The 18039-nt window shown below is 49.1% G+C and carries 23 protein-coding genes and 1 other annotated feature; of the genes, 21 read left to right on the top strand and 2 right to left on the bottom strand.

Going from position 1 to position 18039, the window contains the following annotated elements; all coding sequences use genetic code 11:
- Nucleotides 1-35: 35 nt before the first annotated feature.
- The 7 genes from dnaX (at nt 36) to HP568_RS22705 (ending at nt 4899) form a co-directional block, all read left to right on the top strand.
- Nucleotides 36-1733, top strand: a complete 1698-nt coding sequence (gene dnaX, locus HP568_RS22735; RefSeq protein ID WP_173630307.1) for a DNA polymerase III subunit gamma/tau — start codon at nt 36-38, stop codon at nt 1731-1733.
- 45 nt (nt 1734-1778) lie between these two features.
- Complete coding sequence (locus tag HP568_RS22730; RefSeq protein WP_026134079.1) at nt 1779-2090, top strand: YbaB/EbfC family nucleoid-associated protein; 312 nt, start codon at nt 1779-1781, stop codon at nt 2088-2090.
- A gap of 28 nt (nt 2091-2118) precedes the next feature.
- Nucleotides 2119-2715 carry a recombination mediator RecR gene (gene recR, locus HP568_RS22725; protein WP_012683846.1) on the top strand — a complete coding sequence of 199 codons (597 nt, stop codon included), beginning with the start codon at nt 2119-2121 and terminating at the stop codon, nt 2713-2715.
- Nucleotides 2716-2862: 147 nt separating this feature from the next.
- On the top strand, nt 2863-3339 hold the full coding sequence (locus tag HP568_RS22720) for an SRPBCC family protein (protein WP_173630306.1): 477 nt from the start codon (nt 2863-2865) through the stop codon (nt 3337-3339).
- A 56-nt stretch (nt 3340-3395) separates the two neighbouring features.
- On the top strand, nt 3396-4373 hold the full coding sequence (locus tag HP568_RS22715) for a CPBP family intramembrane glutamic endopeptidase (protein ID WP_056495987.1): 978 nt from the start codon (nt 3396-3398) through the stop codon (nt 4371-4373).
- A 16-nt stretch (nt 4374-4389) separates the two neighbouring features.
- The gene (locus tag HP568_RS22710) at nt 4390-4620 is read left to right on the top strand and encodes a DUF2508 family protein (RefSeq protein ID WP_047074435.1); all 231 of its coding nucleotides are present in this window, start codon (nt 4390-4392) and stop codon (nt 4618-4620) included.
- 12 nt (nt 4621-4632) lie between these two features.
- Nucleotides 4633-4899 (top strand): pro-sigmaK processing inhibitor BofA family protein, encoded by a 267-nt coding sequence (locus HP568_RS22705; protein ID WP_007719887.1) that lies wholly within the window; start codon nt 4633-4635, stop codon nt 4897-4899.
- Nucleotides 4900-4915: 16 nt separating this feature from the next.
- Here the strand turns inward: HP568_RS22705 and HP568_RS22700 are convergent, their stop codons facing one another.
- Nucleotides 4916-5443, bottom strand: a complete 528-nt coding sequence (locus HP568_RS22700) for a hypothetical protein (RefSeq protein ID WP_173630305.1) — start codon at nt 5441-5443, stop codon at nt 4916-4918.
- Nucleotides 5444-5640: 197 nt separating this feature from the next.
- Between HP568_RS22700 and HP568_RS22695 the strand changes: the two genes are divergently transcribed.
- The 12 genes from HP568_RS22695 to rsmI all read left to right on the top strand — a co-directional run bounded on the left by HP568_RS22695 (nt 5641) and on the right by rsmI (nt 14344).
- Nucleotides 5641-6630 (top strand): hypothetical protein, encoded by a 990-nt coding sequence (locus tag HP568_RS22695; RefSeq protein WP_173630304.1) that lies wholly within the window; start codon nt 5641-5643, stop codon nt 6628-6630.
- A 60-nt stretch (nt 6631-6690) separates the two neighbouring features.
- Nucleotides 6691-6873 (top strand): sigma factor G inhibitor Gin, encoded by a 183-nt coding sequence (locus HP568_RS22690; protein WP_007719893.1) that lies wholly within the window; start codon nt 6691-6693, stop codon nt 6871-6873.
- A gap of 104 nt (nt 6874-6977) precedes the next feature.
- Entirely contained in the window at nt 6978-8450 is a 1473-nt protein-coding gene (locus tag HP568_RS22685) for an aminotransferase class I/II-fold pyridoxal phosphate-dependent enzyme (RefSeq protein ID WP_048035553.1), read from the top strand.
- 39 nt (nt 8451-8489) lie between these two features.
- On the top strand, nt 8490-9131 hold the full coding sequence (gene tmk / locus HP568_RS22680; RefSeq protein WP_173630303.1) for a dTMP kinase: 642 nt from the start codon (nt 8490-8492) through the stop codon (nt 9129-9131).
- A gap of 133 nt (nt 9132-9264) precedes the next feature.
- Nucleotides 9265-9594, top strand: coding sequence for a cyclic-di-AMP receptor (locus HP568_RS22675; protein ID WP_007719896.1), 330 nt, complete (start codon nt 9265-9267; stop codon nt 9592-9594).
- A 92-nt stretch (nt 9595-9686) separates the two neighbouring features.
- Nucleotides 9687-10133, top strand: a complete 447-nt coding sequence (locus tag HP568_RS22670) for a YaaR family protein (protein ID WP_007719898.1) — start codon at nt 9687-9689, stop codon at nt 10131-10133.
- 16 nt (nt 10134-10149) lie between these two features.
- Nucleotides 10150-11130 (top strand): DNA polymerase III subunit delta', encoded by a 981-nt coding sequence (gene holB / locus HP568_RS22665; protein WP_173630302.1) that lies wholly within the window; start codon nt 10150-10152, stop codon nt 11128-11130.
- 3 nt (nt 11131-11133) lie between these two features.
- A complete protein-coding gene (locus HP568_RS22660) occupies nt 11134-11949 on the top strand; it encodes a PSP1 domain-containing protein (RefSeq protein ID WP_048035555.1) in 816 nt (271 codons plus the stop codon).
- Nucleotides 11950-11977: 28 nt separating this feature from the next.
- On the top strand, nt 11978-12349 hold the full coding sequence (gene yabA, locus HP568_RS22655) for a DNA replication initiation control protein YabA (RefSeq protein WP_012683858.1): 372 nt from the start codon (nt 11978-11980) through the stop codon (nt 12347-12349).
- Between the two features lie 108 nt (nt 12350-12457).
- On the top strand, nt 12458-13225 hold the full coding sequence (locus HP568_RS22650; RefSeq protein ID WP_173630301.1) for a tRNA1(Val) (adenine(37)-N6)-methyltransferase: 768 nt from the start codon (nt 12458-12460) through the stop codon (nt 13223-13225).
- Nucleotides 13200-13475, top strand: a complete 276-nt coding sequence (locus HP568_RS22645; RefSeq protein ID WP_007719905.1) for a GIY-YIG nuclease family protein — start codon at nt 13200-13202, stop codon at nt 13473-13475. The genes HP568_RS22650 and HP568_RS22645 overlap by 26 nt, the downstream gene beginning before the upstream one ends.
- The gene (rsmI, locus tag HP568_RS22640) at nt 13472-14344 is read left to right on the top strand and encodes a 16S rRNA (cytidine(1402)-2'-O)-methyltransferase (protein WP_173630300.1); all 873 of its coding nucleotides are present in this window, start codon (nt 13472-13474) and stop codon (nt 14342-14344) included. Before HP568_RS22645 ends, rsmI begins: the two co-directional genes overlap by 4 nt.
- 238 nt (nt 14345-14582) lie before the next feature.
- Here rsmI and HP568_RS22635 read toward each other — a convergent pair whose 3' ends face one another.
- Nucleotides 14583-14831 carry an AbrB/MazE/SpoVT family DNA-binding domain-containing protein gene (locus HP568_RS22635; RefSeq protein WP_007719913.1) on the bottom strand — a complete coding sequence of 83 codons (249 nt, stop codon included), beginning with the start codon at nt 14829-14831 and terminating at the stop codon, nt 14583-14585.
- A gap of 444 nt (nt 14832-15275) precedes the next feature.
- Nucleotides 15276-15530: a binding site (T-box leader), on the top strand.
- A gap of 58 nt (nt 15531-15588) precedes the next feature.
- Here HP568_RS22635 and metG point away from each other — a divergent pair.
- Together metG and HP568_RS22625 are read left to right on the top strand one after the other, a co-directional pair.
- Nucleotides 15589-17616 (top strand): methionine--tRNA ligase, encoded by a 2028-nt coding sequence (metG, locus tag HP568_RS22630; RefSeq protein ID WP_048035559.1) that lies wholly within the window; start codon nt 15589-15591, stop codon nt 17614-17616.
- 27 nt (nt 17617-17643) lie between these two features.
- Nucleotides 17644-18039: TatD family hydrolase (locus HP568_RS22625; protein ID WP_173630299.1), on the top strand; the 396-nt coding region annotated here is incomplete at its 3' end.

Genomic DNA, 18039 nt, shown 5'->3' with positions numbered 1-18039 from the left:
AAGAGGACTGTGCAGATGGGGAGTGTCATACGAACATGGCTTATACCGCGCTATACCGCGTATACCGACCGCAGACTTTTCAAGACGTAGTCGGACAAGAGCATGTTACGACAACCTTGCGTAATGCTTTACGCGAAAATAGGCTGTCCCATGCCTATTTATTCAACGGTCCCCGAGGTACGGGAAAAACAAGTGCAGCCAAAATTATGGCCAAAGCAGTGAACTGCGAGCAGCCCATAGATGGTGAGCCATGCAATCAATGCGATACGTGTAGAGCCATCTCCAACGGTTCTGTAACGGATGTGCTGGAAATCGACGCGGCATCCAACCGTGGTGTTGAAGAGATCCGCGACATTCGTGACAAAGTGAAATTTGCCCCGAGCGACGTCAGGTATAAAGTGTACATCATCGATGAGGTGCATATGCTGACGACAGAGGCATTTAACGCTTTGTTAAAAACCCTCGAAGAGCCGCCGTCCCACGTCATTTTTATTTTGGCGACGACAGAGCCGCACAAGCTGCCAGCGACGATTATCTCTCGTTGCCAGCGCTTTGATTTTCACCGAATTCCACTGAGAGTGATGGTCGATCTTTTGCAAAGGATTTGCCAATCACAAGGGGTGCAGGTGGAGGAGCAGGCCCTGCAGCTCGTAGCGAAGATGGCTGAAGGTGGAGCCCGTGATGCTCTTAGCTTGTTGGACCAAGCGATTAGCTATAGCAAGGACGAGGTTCGTGCTAGTGATATTATGCAGATTACGGGCACAGTTGCCCAATCTTACTTTTCTGTGCTTGCGCGACATATTGCCGAAAACGATGTTGCACAGGTCATGGAGCAATTTGATACAGTCATGGTGCAAGGGAAGGACCCGGAGCAGTTCCTGCACGATTTCCTCTACTATTACCGCGATATGCTGTTATTAAAGACAGCTCCGCAGCTAGAAGAGATTGTCGAGCGGACCATGATTGATGAACAGTTTGCAGAGGTTGCAAAGCTGTACTCGTTTCCGGTGCTTTACGCAGCGATTGAGACCTGCAATCAGGCTTTGTCGCAATTAAAATGGTCGACCTACGCAAGAGTGCTGGTTGAACTGACTCTCGTCAAAATGTGTCAGCCTAATGCAAATGCGACGGAATCTATAGGAGCCTCACCCGTTAACAGCGAGGAACTGACCGCCATGTCCAATCGTATCCGCGTTTTGGAAGAGCGTTTGGTTCAAGTAATGCAAGGTCAGGTGAGCATTCCCGGCCAGCAAAAGTCCGAGGAAACACGCAAGAACGAGCCAAGGCGCATAGCTGCGGCTTCTGGTGGTTCACGAACCCCGATGAATAGAGTCAGGGAAGTCGCGAAGGCCATGGATGAGAATTTGACGAGACAGGTGCGCGGGCAGTGGAGTCAAATTTTGACCGAACTGAAAAAGATCAAGATCCAGTACCAGGCTTGGCTAGTCAATGGTCAACCGGTAGCTGCCGGCAATGAAGCTGTTGTCGTAACCTTCAACAGTGCCATCCATTGCGATAAGACGATGGAGGCAGAGCTTCGGAGCGTGATCGAGCGCGTTATGTCTACGGTGTTGGGCAGGCCCTTGCAGCTCTTGTCTGTTATGGAGGAAGAGTGGCAAAGTGTAGACCAGCAGGTTGGTCAAAAAGACGCTTCTGATGAGCCGGAAGAGGACTCGTTTTTGGCGGAAGCCATCAAGCTCGTCGGAGAAGGTCTTGTTGAAGTCAAAGACTAAATCATACACTCATAACCATTTAGGGAGGATACCTCAATGAAAAACATGCAGCAAATGCAACAAATGATGAAGCAAGTGAAAAAAATGCAGGAAGAGATGCAAAAAGCGCAAGAAGGCTTGAAAGAAAGAATCGTGGAAGGCTCTGCTGGTGGCGGTGCTATCACTGTGAAAATCGATGGACATAAGCAAATCAAAGACATCGTGATCAAGCCAGAGGTAGTAGACCCTGAAGATGTAGAAATGCTGCAAGACCTGGTGCTCACTGCTGTGAACGATGCACTGCGCAAAGCAGATGAAATGGTAGGCAAGGAAATGGGCAAATTTACTGGAGGCATGAACATCCCAGGCCTGTTCTAAAAATTGGGCAGGAAAAGAGGAGTAGGCGATGTTTTATCCAGAACCGGTCTCAAAGCTCATTGATGGTTTTATGAAATTGCCCGGCATCGGTCCCAAAACGGCTGGGCGGCTTGCCTTTTTTGTGCTCAATATGAAAGAGGACGACGTGCTTGATCTGGCAAAAGCATTGGTCAATGCCAAGCGCCAGCTTCATTACTGCTCGGTCTGCAACAATATTACCGATCTCGATCCATGTCATATTTGTCGGGACAAACGTCGTGACGGCTCGATCATCTGTGTGGTGCAAGAGCCGCGAGACGTGGTAGCAATGGAGAAGACGAGAGAGTTTGAAGGGTATTATCACGTTTTGCACGGGGCGATTTCTCCTATGGATGGGATCGGCCCGGAAGATATTCGCATTCCTGACCTGTTGAAGCGCCTCGGTGACGAGCAGGTGAAGGAAGTCATTTTGGCGACCAATCCGAATATCGAAGGGGAAGCGACAGCGATGTACATTTCCCGGCTGATTAAGCCTTTTGGCATTCGCGTGACGCGTATCGCGCACGGCTTGCCAGTCGGGGGAGATTTGGAGTACGCCGATGAAGTTACGCTGACCAAAGCATTGGAAGGCAGGCGTGACCTGTAAAGGAAATTTAAAAAGTTCTCCTTCTTTAGGTTCTCACCACTTTCTCGGTGCTGAAAGGACGACTTTTTAAATATCATCCGTACGATAAAGATAGAAAAGAAGACGGGGGCTGCCTGTCTTTTTTTCGTTTCGAGAGGTGGGTGCAGTATGCCGGTTATTCGTATGGAGTTTTTGATAGATGCTCCGCGACAGGTCTGCTTCGATGCTGCCAGAAGCATTGATTTGCATATGGAATCGACCGCCAGCACGAGGGAGAGAGCGATTGGAGGAGTTACGAGCGGACTGATAAACCTGGGGGAGACGGTTACCTGGGAAGCCATTCACTTCGGTATCAAGCAAAATTTGACGGTGAGAATCACAGAGATGGAGGAACCGCGCTATTTCGTGGATGAGATGGTTTCTGGTGCATTCAAACGGTTTCATCACACGCATGAGTTCATTCCGATAACGGACAATCAGACGAGAATGATCGATATATTTGACTACACATCTCCGCTGGGTATCTTGGGGAAGCTCGCGGATTGGTTGTTCTTGAAGGTGTATATGACGCGGTTTTTGCGGACGCGCAATGAATATCTCAAGCAAGTAGCAGAAGCACAGATAAAAGCTTTGCAATCCGGATAGAAATGCCGGACTTTTTTGAATGGACGAGACATACAGTGAAATAGGAGCGTGAGGAGATGCTGACAGGACCAGGACTGTCGCTTGCGAGTGGGATACGGCGACAAAAGTCCACTCCATGGGCGATCATGCTGTTTATTGGGTATTGGCTCATGTTTGCTGCGGAGTTATCCATGATTCGTTTTCACAAGGGTGAAGACGGAAAATGGGTTGCTACCACTGTCGGGCAACCGGAGGTATGGCTAGGATTACTTGCATTTGCAGTGACGGTATTCAGCTTCATTGCGACTGTTGGTTTCATTGTGAGCTTGCTCCGAGAAAGACGGCAGAAGACGTCATGGCTATGGCAATATGACGAGCTTACAGGGAATGATGTACTGCATATTGTGGCTTGGCTGCATGTGTTTCAAACAGGCGTACTGTTGTTGTATGGGTTTTTACTGGAAGGTACCTTCTTTTCCACCGGTACGATTGGAGGGATATTGGAATCAGCTATTTTCCAACTGTTCCTGTTGATTTTGATTCCGCTGTGGTTTCGTGGACGACTGGGGGAAATCGGCGTTCGCCGACCTGTACAACTAGGCCGGATGCTGTTGATGCTTGCTGCTCTGTTTCTTTTGATTGCACTGGTGCTAGATGCGGTGGTGACGAACCCGATTGCGGACTGGTTTGGACTGTCTCTGTCATCAGAGCGAGAGCAGCAGATCGAAAAAGAGATTGTGCAGGCCAAAGAAACGGATATTTTGGCGGCGCTCACCTCACTTCTGGTCATTGGCATATTGGTTCCGATTGCGGAGGAGATTTTGTTTCGTGGCGTGATTCAGACTTATCTGGTTCAGAGAATCGGGCCCATTATGGGTATCTTCCTGAGCAGTCTCTGGTTTGGGCTCCTGCATATGGATCTCGCTCTGTTTGCTCCGCTTTTTGTCATTGGACTTTTACTCGGATTCGTTCGACATCGGTACCAATCGATCTGGGGAGCGGTTTTGTTGCATGCAGTTAACAATATGACAGGAGTACTTTACTACTTTCACTGAGGGGGGAAGCTTGCAGGTGAGTAGGTGGAGAAAAAAAGCGCGGTTCGTGGTGGAATGGAATGAGGCGAGCTTGGATATGGCAGTCAATCAGGCGCGAATGGATTGGCAGCATGCCCGCCATCTTGCGGAGATCAGTGAACCGGATGGCGGTTTGGATGATGTCATTTATTATTTGCATGTGACAGAAAAGCGGTATATGTATTTGCTCGCGCAAGCAAAGCGCGAGAGGAATCGCCAACAGGCATAGGAGGAAGAGCAGATGACTACAGGGTGGGTTATAGCACTGATTGTAGTTGGAATATTGCTGGTGATTGCCGCCAGCAAATCTGTCACGGGCCCGATCAGATGGATTGGATTTGGGATCATGCAAGTCGTGATTGGCGCACTATTGCTGTTTTTCACCAATCTGGTTGGAGAGTTGGCTAACTTCCATATCCCGATCAACCCGGTGACGGCTCTGCTCGTCGGACTTCTCCGTTTGCCTGGATTGGCGGCGTTGATTGTCATCAAGCTATGGGTTATGTAAAGGTGTATCGATTCGGTTATCCATCGGTAAGCAAAAAAGCAACGCCGCGATCCTCGTATTTCACCCGGCTGCGACTTGGTTGACGAAAGGAAGCAAGGAGGGCGAGGAGGCGTGGCAGCGCAACGATCAATGTTCCGGTGATCAAGGTGAGCGCGTATCCTTTCGAAAGCCACACAAAAGCCCCGGCTGCTATCGCCATACTTCCCGCAATTACCGTGAACTCACTGCCCCGATAGACAGATAGCGGGATGGGAAGTGGATAGCCAGCCCCCCACCATGGAGAGACGAGCATATCGGCAGTTGTCTTTGGCTTGTGGCCGCGCAGAAGGGCATACAGTCGAAATAAAACCAAATGACAGATCGGTATTACAGGTAGAATCGCTAACGTCACAATCAGCGTATAAGCCGGGACTTGTAGCATAAATGAGTGCAAAATAAGGGACAAGCCAATTAACAACAGTTGAAAAAGGTAGCCGACGAATCGCCAGCGAAAACGATAGAGCAGCTTGTAGCTATAGATCGTATGGGCGGCGGTTTCCTTCATGAAAAGTCACTTCCTTTTACAGCAGTCTGGATGAATGAAAGTCTGCGTTTCCATTATCGCACAGTCGCAAATCTTGAGAAAGCTCATACAAGGAATGAAACAAGCCGTTTGTCTAACATGACTGGATTGACGGCTTTTTGTTATGGGCAGGATAAAAGGAATGAATCGGTAGGGCGTGATGTGGAGGGAAGGAAAGCGTGAGGCTATGGGTCATTTCAGAGGAGGTCGTAACCAGATTCGGCAAGGAGCTCGGAGCATGTGGGATTTTGCTGTCTGATTACCAAACAGATTCCTCAGATGAAGTTGCTGATGGATTTCTACTGACAAAAGAGACTGATGGCAAGCTTTTGCAGGAAAGGATGCAACAGCAGGGAACGGGGCCATGGCTCACGCTTGTCTACGGAAGCGACGTGCCATACGACTGGGCGAATACTTTACATACTCAATACGCGCGTACGGGGGAGCATGAGATCATTCGTATGGCGTTATGTACCCACGAGCGAGCTTTGCTTGGAGGGGAACCCAATGGAAGGTGGATGCGGTTCCTCTGTAAGCAGCTCGCTCGCTGCTCACTGGTGACGATGGTATGCGGGATGCGCGAGGTGGATGAAGCGCTTCGTCAATTCCCTCGCTATTTGGCGTGGAAGGAGCAATTTTATATCGAGCTTGGTGCCAGTTGCGATGAAAAAGGAATTTCTCTGCTGCAAGTCAGTCGCGCGCTCGGTATGGACAAACGAATCGGTCAGGGCTGGCTCTACCCTTCCCGCCAAGACTCTTCCCTCATCGTTCGATGGCTTGAAAAAGAATGTAGGCTCGTTCTACAAAAAGCGAATATACAGCGGATCATACTTTGGGGAGAGGACTCGCTATGGGAGCATATGCCTTCTGACTGGTTGGCTGAAAAAGACGTTGCAGTGTACACGGGGGAGGACAATCCAATTCCGAACAAAAGGATGACGGGTTGGACGCTATACAATTCGTGGCAGGATGCTGTAAAGGATGCGGACTTGCTCGTGATCGGAAATGCCGCGGGAACGACCATTGCAGAGCTGCCGTTATCAGAGCTGGTTAACGGAATGAGGCAGTCCTATGTCATTGATGCAGCAGCTTGCTTCCCTGTGCAGGAAGCCCAGTCCTACTTCCAAGCCTACCGAGCTATCGGCGAAAACACGAACGTTTGGGAATGATGCTGACTATAATAGGGTATAATGGTTGGTATATTGAGGAAAAGGGCAGGCGTTTTCACTATGGAAAAAGTTGCTCAGCGATGTATCGTCTGTGAACAGGAGCAGAATGACGGAATCGCCATTTGTGAGCAGTTTATCTGTCAACGGTGCGAACAGGAAATGGTCAATACCGATGTACAGGATGAAAAGTATCCATTTTTTATTCATCAAATGAGACGCATTTGGTTGCGAAAAGATGCGTGAAGAAAGAAGGCATCGGTGCATTCCGGTGTCTTTTTTTTGCTGGACTCATGCATGTCCAAATCATGCTAAAATAGGGGAATAAAAATAAAGGACGTGAGTCGCGCGTGTTGGAGAGAGATGTTGAATTTCGGGAGCGACAAAAGCGTGCGCCCCTTTATGAACAGCTTGAACGGCACGCCAAGCATCGGCCGCATCCGTTTCATGTGCCAGGACATAAAATGGGTCACAGCTTTGACAACCATGCGAAAAATCGCTTTCAAGACATCTTGGTGCTGGACGTAACGGAAATTAGCGGGACAGATGACCTGCATCAGCCACAAGGTGTCATTGCAGAAGCGCAGGCTTTGGCGGCGCAAGCCTTCCATGCGGAACAGACCAAGTTTTTGATCGGAGGAAGTACAGTAGGAAATATCGCTCTCATCATGACGGTATGCAGACCGGGCGACAAGATTCTCGTACAACGCAATTGCCATAAGTCTGTATTCAACGGCATTATGATGGCGAGAGCAACCCCGATCTTTTTAGTACCTGCAGTCGATCTGGCAACAGGAGTCGCTGCGGGTGTAAGGCGCGAAGATGTAGAGCGTGCGCTGCTTGCACACCCCGATGCCAAGGCCGTTTTTTTGACGAATCCGACCTATTATGGAATGGGTATCGATTTGGCGAAAATGGCGGCGACGGTCCATCGGTTTGACATACCGCTTTTGATAGACGAAGCTCACGGTGCCCACTACGGGTTCCATCCTGCCTTTCCGCGTTCTGCCATGCAGGAAGGTGCGGATGCTTCGGTTCAATCGACACACAAAATGGGAACGGCAATGACGATGTCCTCGATGCTGCATATTCAGGGAGAGCGGATTGACCGTGAACGGTTGTTCCGCCATCTCGCCATGCTTCAGTCTTCCAGCCCGTCGTATGTGCTAATGGCCTCACTCGATGTAGCCAGACGTCATCTGGCGTTGGAGGCGAGCGAGGAGTGGAACAGGTTGTTGCCGCTTTTGGACAAGTTTCGGGAGCGACTCGATCGACTGGAGTGGCTGGATTGGCCGCGACTGTCCACGAACAGCGTATACGCTACGCTTGACCCGTTGAAGCTGTTTTTCCACTTGCGAACGGCCCAATTCAGTGGATTTGAGTTACAGAAATGGATGGAAAAGCACGGGATTTTCTCGGAGCTGGCGGATGACTCTCATGTACTCCTCGCAGCCTCGACAGGAACCTCCTCCCGTGACCTGGATGCTTTGTGGAAACTGCTTGAATCGATGGCACCACAAGTAGAACCGGGGGAGGAACGCGTTCTTTTGACGGGAGTCGTGTCTTCCCATTATTTGCGCGAGCAGGCATTGCCAATGCATGAAGCTGTTGATTGCCCGAGGGAGTCGATTCTTTTGGAGCAGGCTCTGGGACGTATTGTGGCAGAGATGGTGATTCCATATCCGCCAGGGATTCCGGTGCTGGTGCCAGGCGAGCGAATCGATGAAGAAAGTCTGGCGATGCTGAAGGAATTGGCGAGAGGACAAACGCGGTTCCATGGCGTTCAGGACGACCAGCTACAAACGATACAGGTTTTACGATAATCTAAGCAACTGGCCTGCTACAAAAGGGGTGGAAGGAGTATGGAAGTGGCAACAGGAAAAAAAGGCCGATTTATTACAATAGAAGGCGGAGAAGGGGCTGGGAAATCCACCGTCATCGCCAAGCTGTACGAAGAGCTGAAGGCGCGGGGAGTCGATGTTCTTTTGACGCGTGAGCCCGGTGGAATTGATATCGCTGAAAAAATCCGGGAAATTATTTTGAATCCAGCCCACACGCAGATGGATGAAAGAACGGAGGCTCTCTTGTATGCGGCAGCACGTGGTCAGCATTTGGCCGAAAAGGTGTTACCTGCCTTAGCAGAGGGCAAGCTGGTACTATGCGACCGTTTTATCGACAGTAGTCTCGCCTATCAAGGACATGCGCGGGGATTGGGCATTGATGCTGTCTACCAGATTAACCGATTTGCTGTCGGTGACTGCATGCCGGAATTGACCCTATTCTTTGATGTACAGCCCGAAACCGGATTGGCGCGGATTAATGCCTCCCGTGGACGCGAAGTGAATCGTCTCGATTTGGAAGGGATGCGCTTCCATGAGCTTGTTCGGGAAGGGTATCAACTGGTAATGGAACGCGACCCGGAGCGCTTTGTCGTCATTGATGCCGAGCAGCCGATGGAACATGTATATCAATCAGCCCTGCAGGCACTGCTAGACAGATTATAAGGTTCCCTGTACCGCAGGATGATGTACATGCTGTATAATATGTTTAAGCAAAATAACGTACCAAGCCTACGTGTTTTTCATACAATGAAGAAGTCAAATTGGGAATTGATCATGGGAGAAAGGGTGATAGCCGATGAAAATGGTAGTTGCGGTCGTCCAAGATAAAGATAGTGGTCGTCTGTCTCAACAACTGGTGAAAAAAGGTTTTCGTGCTACGAAGCTGGCTAGTACAGGTAGCTTTTTACGCGCCGGTAACACAACTTTTTTGATCGGTACGTCTGACGAAAGCGTACCGGAAGTAATCGACATCATTGCGCATAATTGCAAATCCCGCAAACAAATGGTCACTCCCGTCTCTCCACTCAGTAATGCTGTAGACTCGTTCATGCCATATCCGCTGGAGGTACAGGTGGGTGGTGCGGCAGTTTTCGTATTGGATGTCGGAGAGTTCCACTCATTTTAACGTGGTTCCTTCTCTCTTTTTTCGCAACTTTCGTATATACTTGATCTCACGGGGATAAACCCTGTACTGGATCGGGCGACGGAGGTGGCGATATGAAAATCAGTGATGGGTTACGGCCTAAACTGGACTTGATTAAAACGACGGATTCACGCAAGAATCCTCAACTGGAAAAGCTGAATTTTGGCACGATGATTCAAGGAGAAGACGAACGTATGTCTCAGGAGAAGCTTACCCGGCTACTGACAGACATAGACAGGCAGGGACAGATTCTTGCTCGTTCCCGCGCCGTTCGTGACTTCTATGCTTATAAAAATCTCGTCAAACAGTTCATGGAAGAGGCTGTGAAGTTCGGCATTGCCTTGGACGATAGACGAGGAATGAATCGGCGTGGCCGCAGTAGGCTGTACAAAATCGTCAAAGAGGTGGACGCAGAGCTGCTCAAACTGACAGATGAGCTCTTGAGCGAGCAGGCACCAACGATTGATTTGTTAGCCAGGATTGGCGAAATCCGCGGCATGTTGATCAATTTGTATTTTTAGTGGGTGTGAAACCATCATGACATGGACCCGTTTTTCTCAGCAGCCACGAGCACAGGAACTGCTGTATCATAGTTTGCGCAACGAACGATTGGCACACGCCTACTTGCTGGCGGGTCCCAAAGGTTCAGGTAAAAAGCAGATGGCCCTGCATCTGGCGAAGTCCCTTTTTTGTTCGGAAAGGGAGGCAGACGCCTGCGGGGCCTGTGTTACATGCAGGCGCATAGAGGGTGGTAATCACCCGGATGTGTTGTTTATTACGCCTGATGGGGCTTCGATTAAAATCGACCAGATCCGTTCGCTGCAAAAAGAAATGGCGATGCGCGCCGTCGAGTCGTCACGCAAGGTATATATCATCGAGCACGTCGATAAAATGACGACACAGGCTGCCAACAGTCTGCTCAAGTTTCTGGAGGAACCGCCCGCTGGTGTACTGGCACTGCTTTTGACAGAGCACAGCCATGCGATTCTTCCTACGATTTTATCTCGATGCCAAATCGTTCAATTTTCACCACTTTCTGCAGGATCGATTGCGGAAAAGTTGCGTGCAGAGGGCGTTTTGGCGGGAATGGCGCAGGTTGCTTCCCACATTACGACAAATGTGGAAGAAGCCATGACACTCAGCCAATCAGAATCGTTTGCACAGCTAAGAAATCTAGTGATACAATTGGTGCAGGAGTGCAAACAGCGCAATTCATCTGCACTCTTAACGATCCATGATATGTTGCAAAAGAGCGACAAAAGTAAAGAGGAACTACCCCTCTTTTTAGATTTGCTCATCCTTTGGCTGCGCGATATCCTGTATTTGCAAGTAGGCAGGCATGCCCATCTCATTAACAGCGACCAACAGGATGTGCTGCAAGGACAAGCACTGGTATGGACAAAAGCTGAGCTCTTGCGCGGGATAGATTTGGTCATGGAGACGAAAAATCGGATAGAGCGAAATGCCAACGCACAGTTGGCTCTTGAGCGGTTGGTTCTTCAATTCCAGGAGGGATAACCCTTGTACGAGGTTGTTGGGGTCCGCTTTAAGAAAGCGGGCAAAATATATTACTTCGACCCTGACCGACTGCCGATTGAGCAAGACTGCACCGTCATCGTTGAGACGGCGCGAGGGGTCGAGTTTGGCAAGGTCGTCATTGGCAAAAAAGAAGTGGCTGAGTCTGATGTTGTATTGCCGCTGAAAAAGGTCATTCGGATGGCAGACGAGCGAGATGCAAAACAGGTGGATGAAAACAAGCAAGCCGCCAAGAATGCTTTTGCTGTATGTCAGACGAAGATCAAAGAGCACAAGCTCGATATGAAGCTGGTCGATGTGGAATACACGTTTGACCGCAACAAGATTATCTTTTATTTTACTGCTGACGGCAGGGTTGATTTCCGTGAGCTGGTAAAAGACCTCGCCTCCGTATTCCGTACCCGGATTGAGCTTCGCCAGATTGGTGTGCGTGACGAAGCCAAAATGCTCGGCGGGATTGGGCCTTGTGGCAGGTTGCTTTGCTGTTCGACGTTCCTCGGCGATTTCGAACCTGTCTCGATCAAAATGGCCAAGGACCAAAATCTTTCGTTGAATCCAGCCAAAATCTCTGGTCTGTGCGGCCGGTTGATGTGCTGTTTAAAATACGAGAACGACAACTATGAAAGCTCGAAGGATGAGATGCCAGACGTTGGCAAGATGGTCAACACCCCGATGGGGAATGGACGAGTCGTTTCCGTAAACGTACTTGACCAATCTGTCCAAGTAGAGCTTTCAATCGACAAACGTGTCACCGAATTCGGATTGGATGAGATTGCGATAGGTCTCCCCACCTTTGAATAAAGCGTGGGGGTAGGGGAGAGGTGAGCTAGTGGACAAACGGGAAATCTTCGTCAAGATGGCGAGCATTGAAGAACGTATTGGTGACCTTTATAAAGAAATTGGTGAACTGAAAGACGTCATCGTTGTTTTGATGGAGGAAAACGCCCAATTACTCGTTGAAAACCAGCACCTTCGCAACCGACTAGACAGGAAGAAGACCGGCTCCCAAGCAAAACAAAAGGGAACAAGCCCTGTCGCGAAGGAAAAAGCCAAAAAGGCAGTGGTTGGAGAAGGATATGACAACCTCGCCCGTTTGTACGCGGAAGGATTTCATATCTGCAATGTGCATTTCGGCAGCCTGCGAAAAGAAGGGGATTGCCTGTTCTGTCTCTCATTCCTGAGCGGCGGCCCTCAAAAATAAGCGGTGAGTAACCAGCACCACATGAAAAAGCGACCTGGGCCACGTGTCAGGTCGCTTTTTTCCGGATAGGAATAATAAGACAAGAACAAAAGGGAGTACGAGCCGTAGATGGAACCTGTCACCAACGTGCCGCTTTACGAAACAGAGCGCATCGATGATTTATTGACACATGAAATGAAAATAATCCAGAGCCACGAAGTGTTTTGCTTTTCGATGGACGCGGTTCTTTTGGCACGATTCGCATCGGTGCCAAAGCGCGGAAAAGTATTGGATATGTGCACGGGCAATGGAGCAATACCGCTCATTATGACCACCCGTACGCCAGAAGCCAGTTTTGATGGAATCGAAATTCAAGAGCGTTTGTTCAGCATGGCGAGCCGCAATGTGACATTGAATGGCTTAAACGAACGAATTACGATGCATCATGGCGATGTGAAGGATGCTGTAACGTTGTTTGGGCACGGGAATTTCGATTTGATCACATGCAATCCGCCGTATATGCCTGCGACCAGTGGGGAGAAAAACATCAGCGAGCACTTTGCGATCGCCCGTCATGAGATTATGCTGTCCTTGGAGGATGTCATTCGTGTGGGGAGCCAGTTGCTAAAAACCGGCGGGAAGCTGGCGCTCGTGCATCGATCCACACGTTTGATCGACATCATTTCGCTTATGCGCCAATACGGCATCGAGCCGAAACGGATGCGTCTGGTTTATCCGCGTAGGGAAGCAGAGCCGAATATGGTTCTGATCGAGGGAATAAGGGGTGGAAAGCCGGAGCTGAGAATTCAGCCGCCGCTGATTGTGTATGAAAATGGAGAGCAATACTGTGAAGAACTACAGGAAATCTATTATGGCAGACGAGATTCCCTCGAGTAAGAGTCACTATGTCTACATCCTCTCTTGTGCGGATGGGACACTCTACACCGGATATACGACAGAGCTGATCCGCCGCTTGGCAGCTCATAATGAAGGAAAAGGTGCCAAGTATACAAGAGGTCGAGGGCCAGTGGAGCTGCTCTATTGGGAAGAAGGAGCAGACCGTTCCTGGGGTCTCAAGCGTGAAGAGAGCATCAAGCGATTAACGCGCAAGAAAAAAGAAGAATTGATTGGAGGGGCCTCCGAATGAATGTGCAACGCAGTTTTGCGTCAGAAGAAGCAGGAGTCCTTTATTTGGTGGCTACACCCATTGGCAATCTCGATGATATCACGGTGCGGTGTCTAAATACGTTGCGTGAAGCCGATGTCATCGCGTGTGAAGATACGCGCCAGACGAGAAAGCTGCTAAATCATTTTCAAATCGAAAAACGTACGGTCAGCTATCACGAGCATAATAAGGAAGCGAGTGGAAATGGGCTGTTGCAGTGGCTTGCAGAGGGCAAGAAAATCGCCTTGGTAAGCGACGCTGGCTTGCCGGCGATTTCCGACCCGGGTGCGGAGCTGGTACGAGATGCGACCGCAGCGGGATTTTCTGTCATCCCCGTTCCAGGTGCCAATGCGGCGTTGACAGCGTTGATTGCTTCCGGTCTTCCTACTGATCGCTTCCTATTTTGCGGATTCATGGGACGCGAAAACAAAGAAAGACGCGAAGAGCTGGAACGACTGAAGCGATATCCGGAAACGCTGATTTTTTATGAAGCTCCCCATCGAGTGGAAAAGACGCTTACTGCCATGCGGGAAGCGTGGGGGAATCGGCGAGCTGTCCTGGCAAGAGAACTGACAAAACGCTACGAGGAATTTGTGCGTGGGACATTGGACGAGTTGCTGGAATGGCTCAGGAGCGGCGAGGTGCGCGGTGAGTTTTGTGTCATTGTCGAAGGGAACACCGGACCGCTGGAAGCAGAAGTCGATGATACCTGGTGGCAAGCGCTGAGTATCGTGGAGCACGTGGATCATTACTGCGCACAAGGCATGGGGAAAAAGGAAGCCATCAAGCAAGCAGCCGATGATCGAAACGTATCTAAACGAGATGTTTACAACGAATATCATCGTGAATAGAGGGTAATGAGTGAGCAAAGCTGGCCGATACGGTCGGCTTTTTTCTTTTCGTCATCTCGACAGGGTTGGATTACAGTTTTCTGGCGATGTATCCTTTGAAATGCCGGCAGATGTGGTCTATTCTGATTTGTATGCGCCCAGGCTGTTCTTCTTCCGAGCGCTGTTGAAGAAAAAATAGCAAACAAATAGCCTTTGTGAGGCTCGTCCCACAAAGGCATGTTTATGTAATCAAATGATATTAGCGTTTAACAGGCATTTCTGTCAGGCAATCTTGGCATACAATTTTACCTTTAAAATGAGATACTTTGTCAGCGTTTCCACAGAAGATACATGCAGGCTCATACTTTTTCAGGATGATGCGCTCTCCGTCAACGTAGATTTCCAAAGCATCTTTCTCAGCGATACCCAGAGTGCGGCGCAATTCGATTGGAATAACAACACGACCCAATTCATCTACTTTGCGAACGATACCGGTTGATTTCATCATAGTTAAAATCTCCTCCCAAAATCTGTATATGTCGATGCTATTGTTATACACTCATCATTTATCGTCAATATTCGACATTTTCTGTTGGGATAATCATACCAGCCATTCCCAAAGGTGTCAACATGATTTTGACAATTCCTTGAAAAGCAAAATGTTTTTTCAAAACGAAAATGCTGTTAAACCAGTGTTTCTTGAAGCGTTGGAAGCGATATGGAAATTTTTATGGATAAAATTTACTGGAAGAATTGGGTGTCGAATTAGTCGACGAATGTCGAAACCCAACATGACGATTCGACAAAAACTCCAAGTTTTCTCTTTTCTTCTTGTATTTTGTAAAGTTGGTTTGAAGCGAGCAATAAAATTCCTCGGGAAAATGGGCTTGCCGAGGATGTTTACAAAACAGGTTGGTCGTGTACAATAGAGGATAAATACAGCAATTGATAGCAAACGACCATGATGGGAAGAGTAAGCCGATCCTCCTTATTTCAGAGAACCGGGGTAGCTGAGAACCGGTATAAGTGAGCAAGCTGAACATGGACCCTGAGTCTTGCAGATGAACAGTGACGGCATTGACCGGACCTAGTAGTTTGTGACGTAAGCCCACGTTACGGGTAGAGTCATGTTTTGACTCACCAAGTCCGTTTTCCGTGAGGGGACGGAGTATTTGGGTGGTACCGCGAGACAGAGCTCGCCCCAATTTTTTTGGGGTGGGCTTTTCCTTATTTTAATAAACGTAAACAGGAGGGGAATAGTTGCAATGAAACCTACTTATTACATCACAACACCGATCTACTATCCAAGTAACAAACTCCACATTGGTAACGCCTACACCACAATCGCGTGTGATGCTATGGCTCGTTATAAGCGGTTGCGTGGCTATGATGTGTATTACCTGACAGGGACAGATGAGCATGGTCAAAAGCTCCAAGAGCGTGCAGCCGAAGATGGCAAACAACCGCTCGAATTCATCGACCCGATTGTCGATTGGGTAAAGGACCTGTGGCAAAAGCTGGACATCTCATACGACGATTTCATCCGTACTACAGAGCCTCGTCATAAAGAAGTCGTACAAAAAGTGTTCCAGCGCCTGCTCGACCAAGGCGATATTTATTTGGGCGAGTACGAGGGCTTCTACTGTGTACCTTGCGAGGCTTTCTGGACAGAAACCCAAGCGAAAACAGACAACGGATATGCTTGCCCAGACTGTGGTCGCGAAGTGAAAAAAGTGAAGGAGAAAAACTACTTCTTCCGCATGTCCAAGTATCAGGACAGACTGCTTGCGCACATCGAAGCAAACCCTGAATTTATTCAACCGGAGAGCCGCCGCAACGAAATGATCAACAACTTCCTGAAGCCAGGCCTCCAGGATTTGTCCGTATCCCGCAGTACATTTGACTGGGGTATCAAGGTACCGAGCGATCCAGAGCACGTTATTTACGTATGGATCGATGCATTGACGAACTATATTTCTGCTCTGGGCTATTTGTCCGAGGACGACAGCAAATACCGTAACTTCTGGCCGGCCAATGTTCACATGGTTGGAAAAGACATTTTGCGTTTCCATACGATCTACTGGCCAATCCTGTTGATGGCACTGGATATCCCGTTGCCAAAACAAATTTTTGGTCATGGCTGGCTTCTGATGCCGGATGGAAAAATGTCAAAATCCAAGGGCAATGTCATTGATCCGAAGGTTTTGATCGACCGTTACGGTTCTGACGGCGTTCGCTACTTCCTGCTTCGTGAAATCAACTTCGGTCAGGATGGCATCTTCACGCCGGAATCGTTCGTACAACGCCTGAACTACGACTTGGCTAATGACATCGGAAACCTGCTGAGCCGTACCGCTACGATGATTGAGAAATATTTCGACGGTATTGTTCCAGCTCCACAGGATGCAGGAGAGCCGGATGACAGCTTAATCGGCCTCGCGATGAAAACGAAGGCGCTGGTGGAAGAGCACATGGAAGAAATGCGCTTCTCCAATGCACTGGCTCACATCTGGGAACTGGTGGGACGTACAAACAAATACATCGACGAGACCATGCCTTGGAATCTGGCAAAATCCGAAGAAACCAAAGGTCGTCTGGCAACTGTCATGTACAATTTGGTGGAAAGCATCCGCATTAGCTCCGTGCTGATCCAACCGTTCATGACCAAAGCACCAGCGAAAATTTGGGATCAACTAGGTATTTTGGGCAATGAAGAAGCAACCAACTGGGAATCTGCAAGTGTATGGGGTGGATTGCCTGCTGGAAGCATCGTCAGCCGCAAGGAACTGCTCTTCCCTCGTTTGGATGTTCAAGCGGAACTTGCTTTCATCGACGATTCGACAGCAGAAGCACGTCGCCAAGCAGAGGAAAACAAGAAAAAGCAAGCAGCTTTGAAAGGGGAAGCACCTGTGAGTGAAACAAACACCAACCAAACAGAAGCAGCAACTGACAAACCAGCTGATGCAAAAGAAGAAATCAGCATCGACGATTTTGGAAAAGTAGAGCTGCGCGTTGCACAGGTAGTGGAATGTGCCAAGCATCCAAATGCTGACAAACTGTTGGTTCTGCAATTGGATCTCGGCTACGAGAAGCGCCAGGTTGTTTCTGGTATCGCGAAATACTACTCCCCAGAAGATATGGTCGGCAAAAAAGTGATCCTCGTCGCTAACCTGAAGCCAGTGAAGCTTCGCGGTGAGCTATCTCAAGGGATGATCCTGGCAGCATCAGCAGGAGATCAGTTGACACTTGCGACTGTTGACCCAAGTATGCCAAACGGAGCAATCGTGAAGTAACGAGGGCAAGGAAAGGAAGGACCTATCTTGTTATTTGAAACCCATGCTCATCTAAATGCGAAGGAATTCGTTGAAGATCGTGCAGAGGTCATTGCTCGTGCGCAAGAAAATGGCGTCAGTACGATTGTGAACATCGGATTTAACGCTGAAACAATTCCAACCTGCATGGATTTGGCTCATGCGTATGACTTTATTTACGCCGTCATCGGCTGGCATCCACAAGACGCCAAGGACATGACAGACGAACACCTAGAATGGATCGAGGAACTCAGTCGTGATCCGAAAGTAGTGGGATTGGGTGAAATGGGCTTGGACTACTACTGGGATACGTCGCTACGTGATGTGCAGGCAGAGGTATTCCGCAAGCAGATTCGTCTGGCTCGCAAGCTCGACATGCCGATCATCATCCACAATCGCGATGCG

The organism is Brevibacillus sp. MS2.2 (assembly GCF_013284345.1).
GTDB classification, from domain to species: Bacteria; Bacillota; Bacilli; order Brevibacillales; family Brevibacillaceae; genus Brevibacillus; species Brevibacillus brevis_C.
Note: the sequence above shows the minus strand (reverse complement) of the source record. Positions and strands in the feature narration are given on the sequence as shown.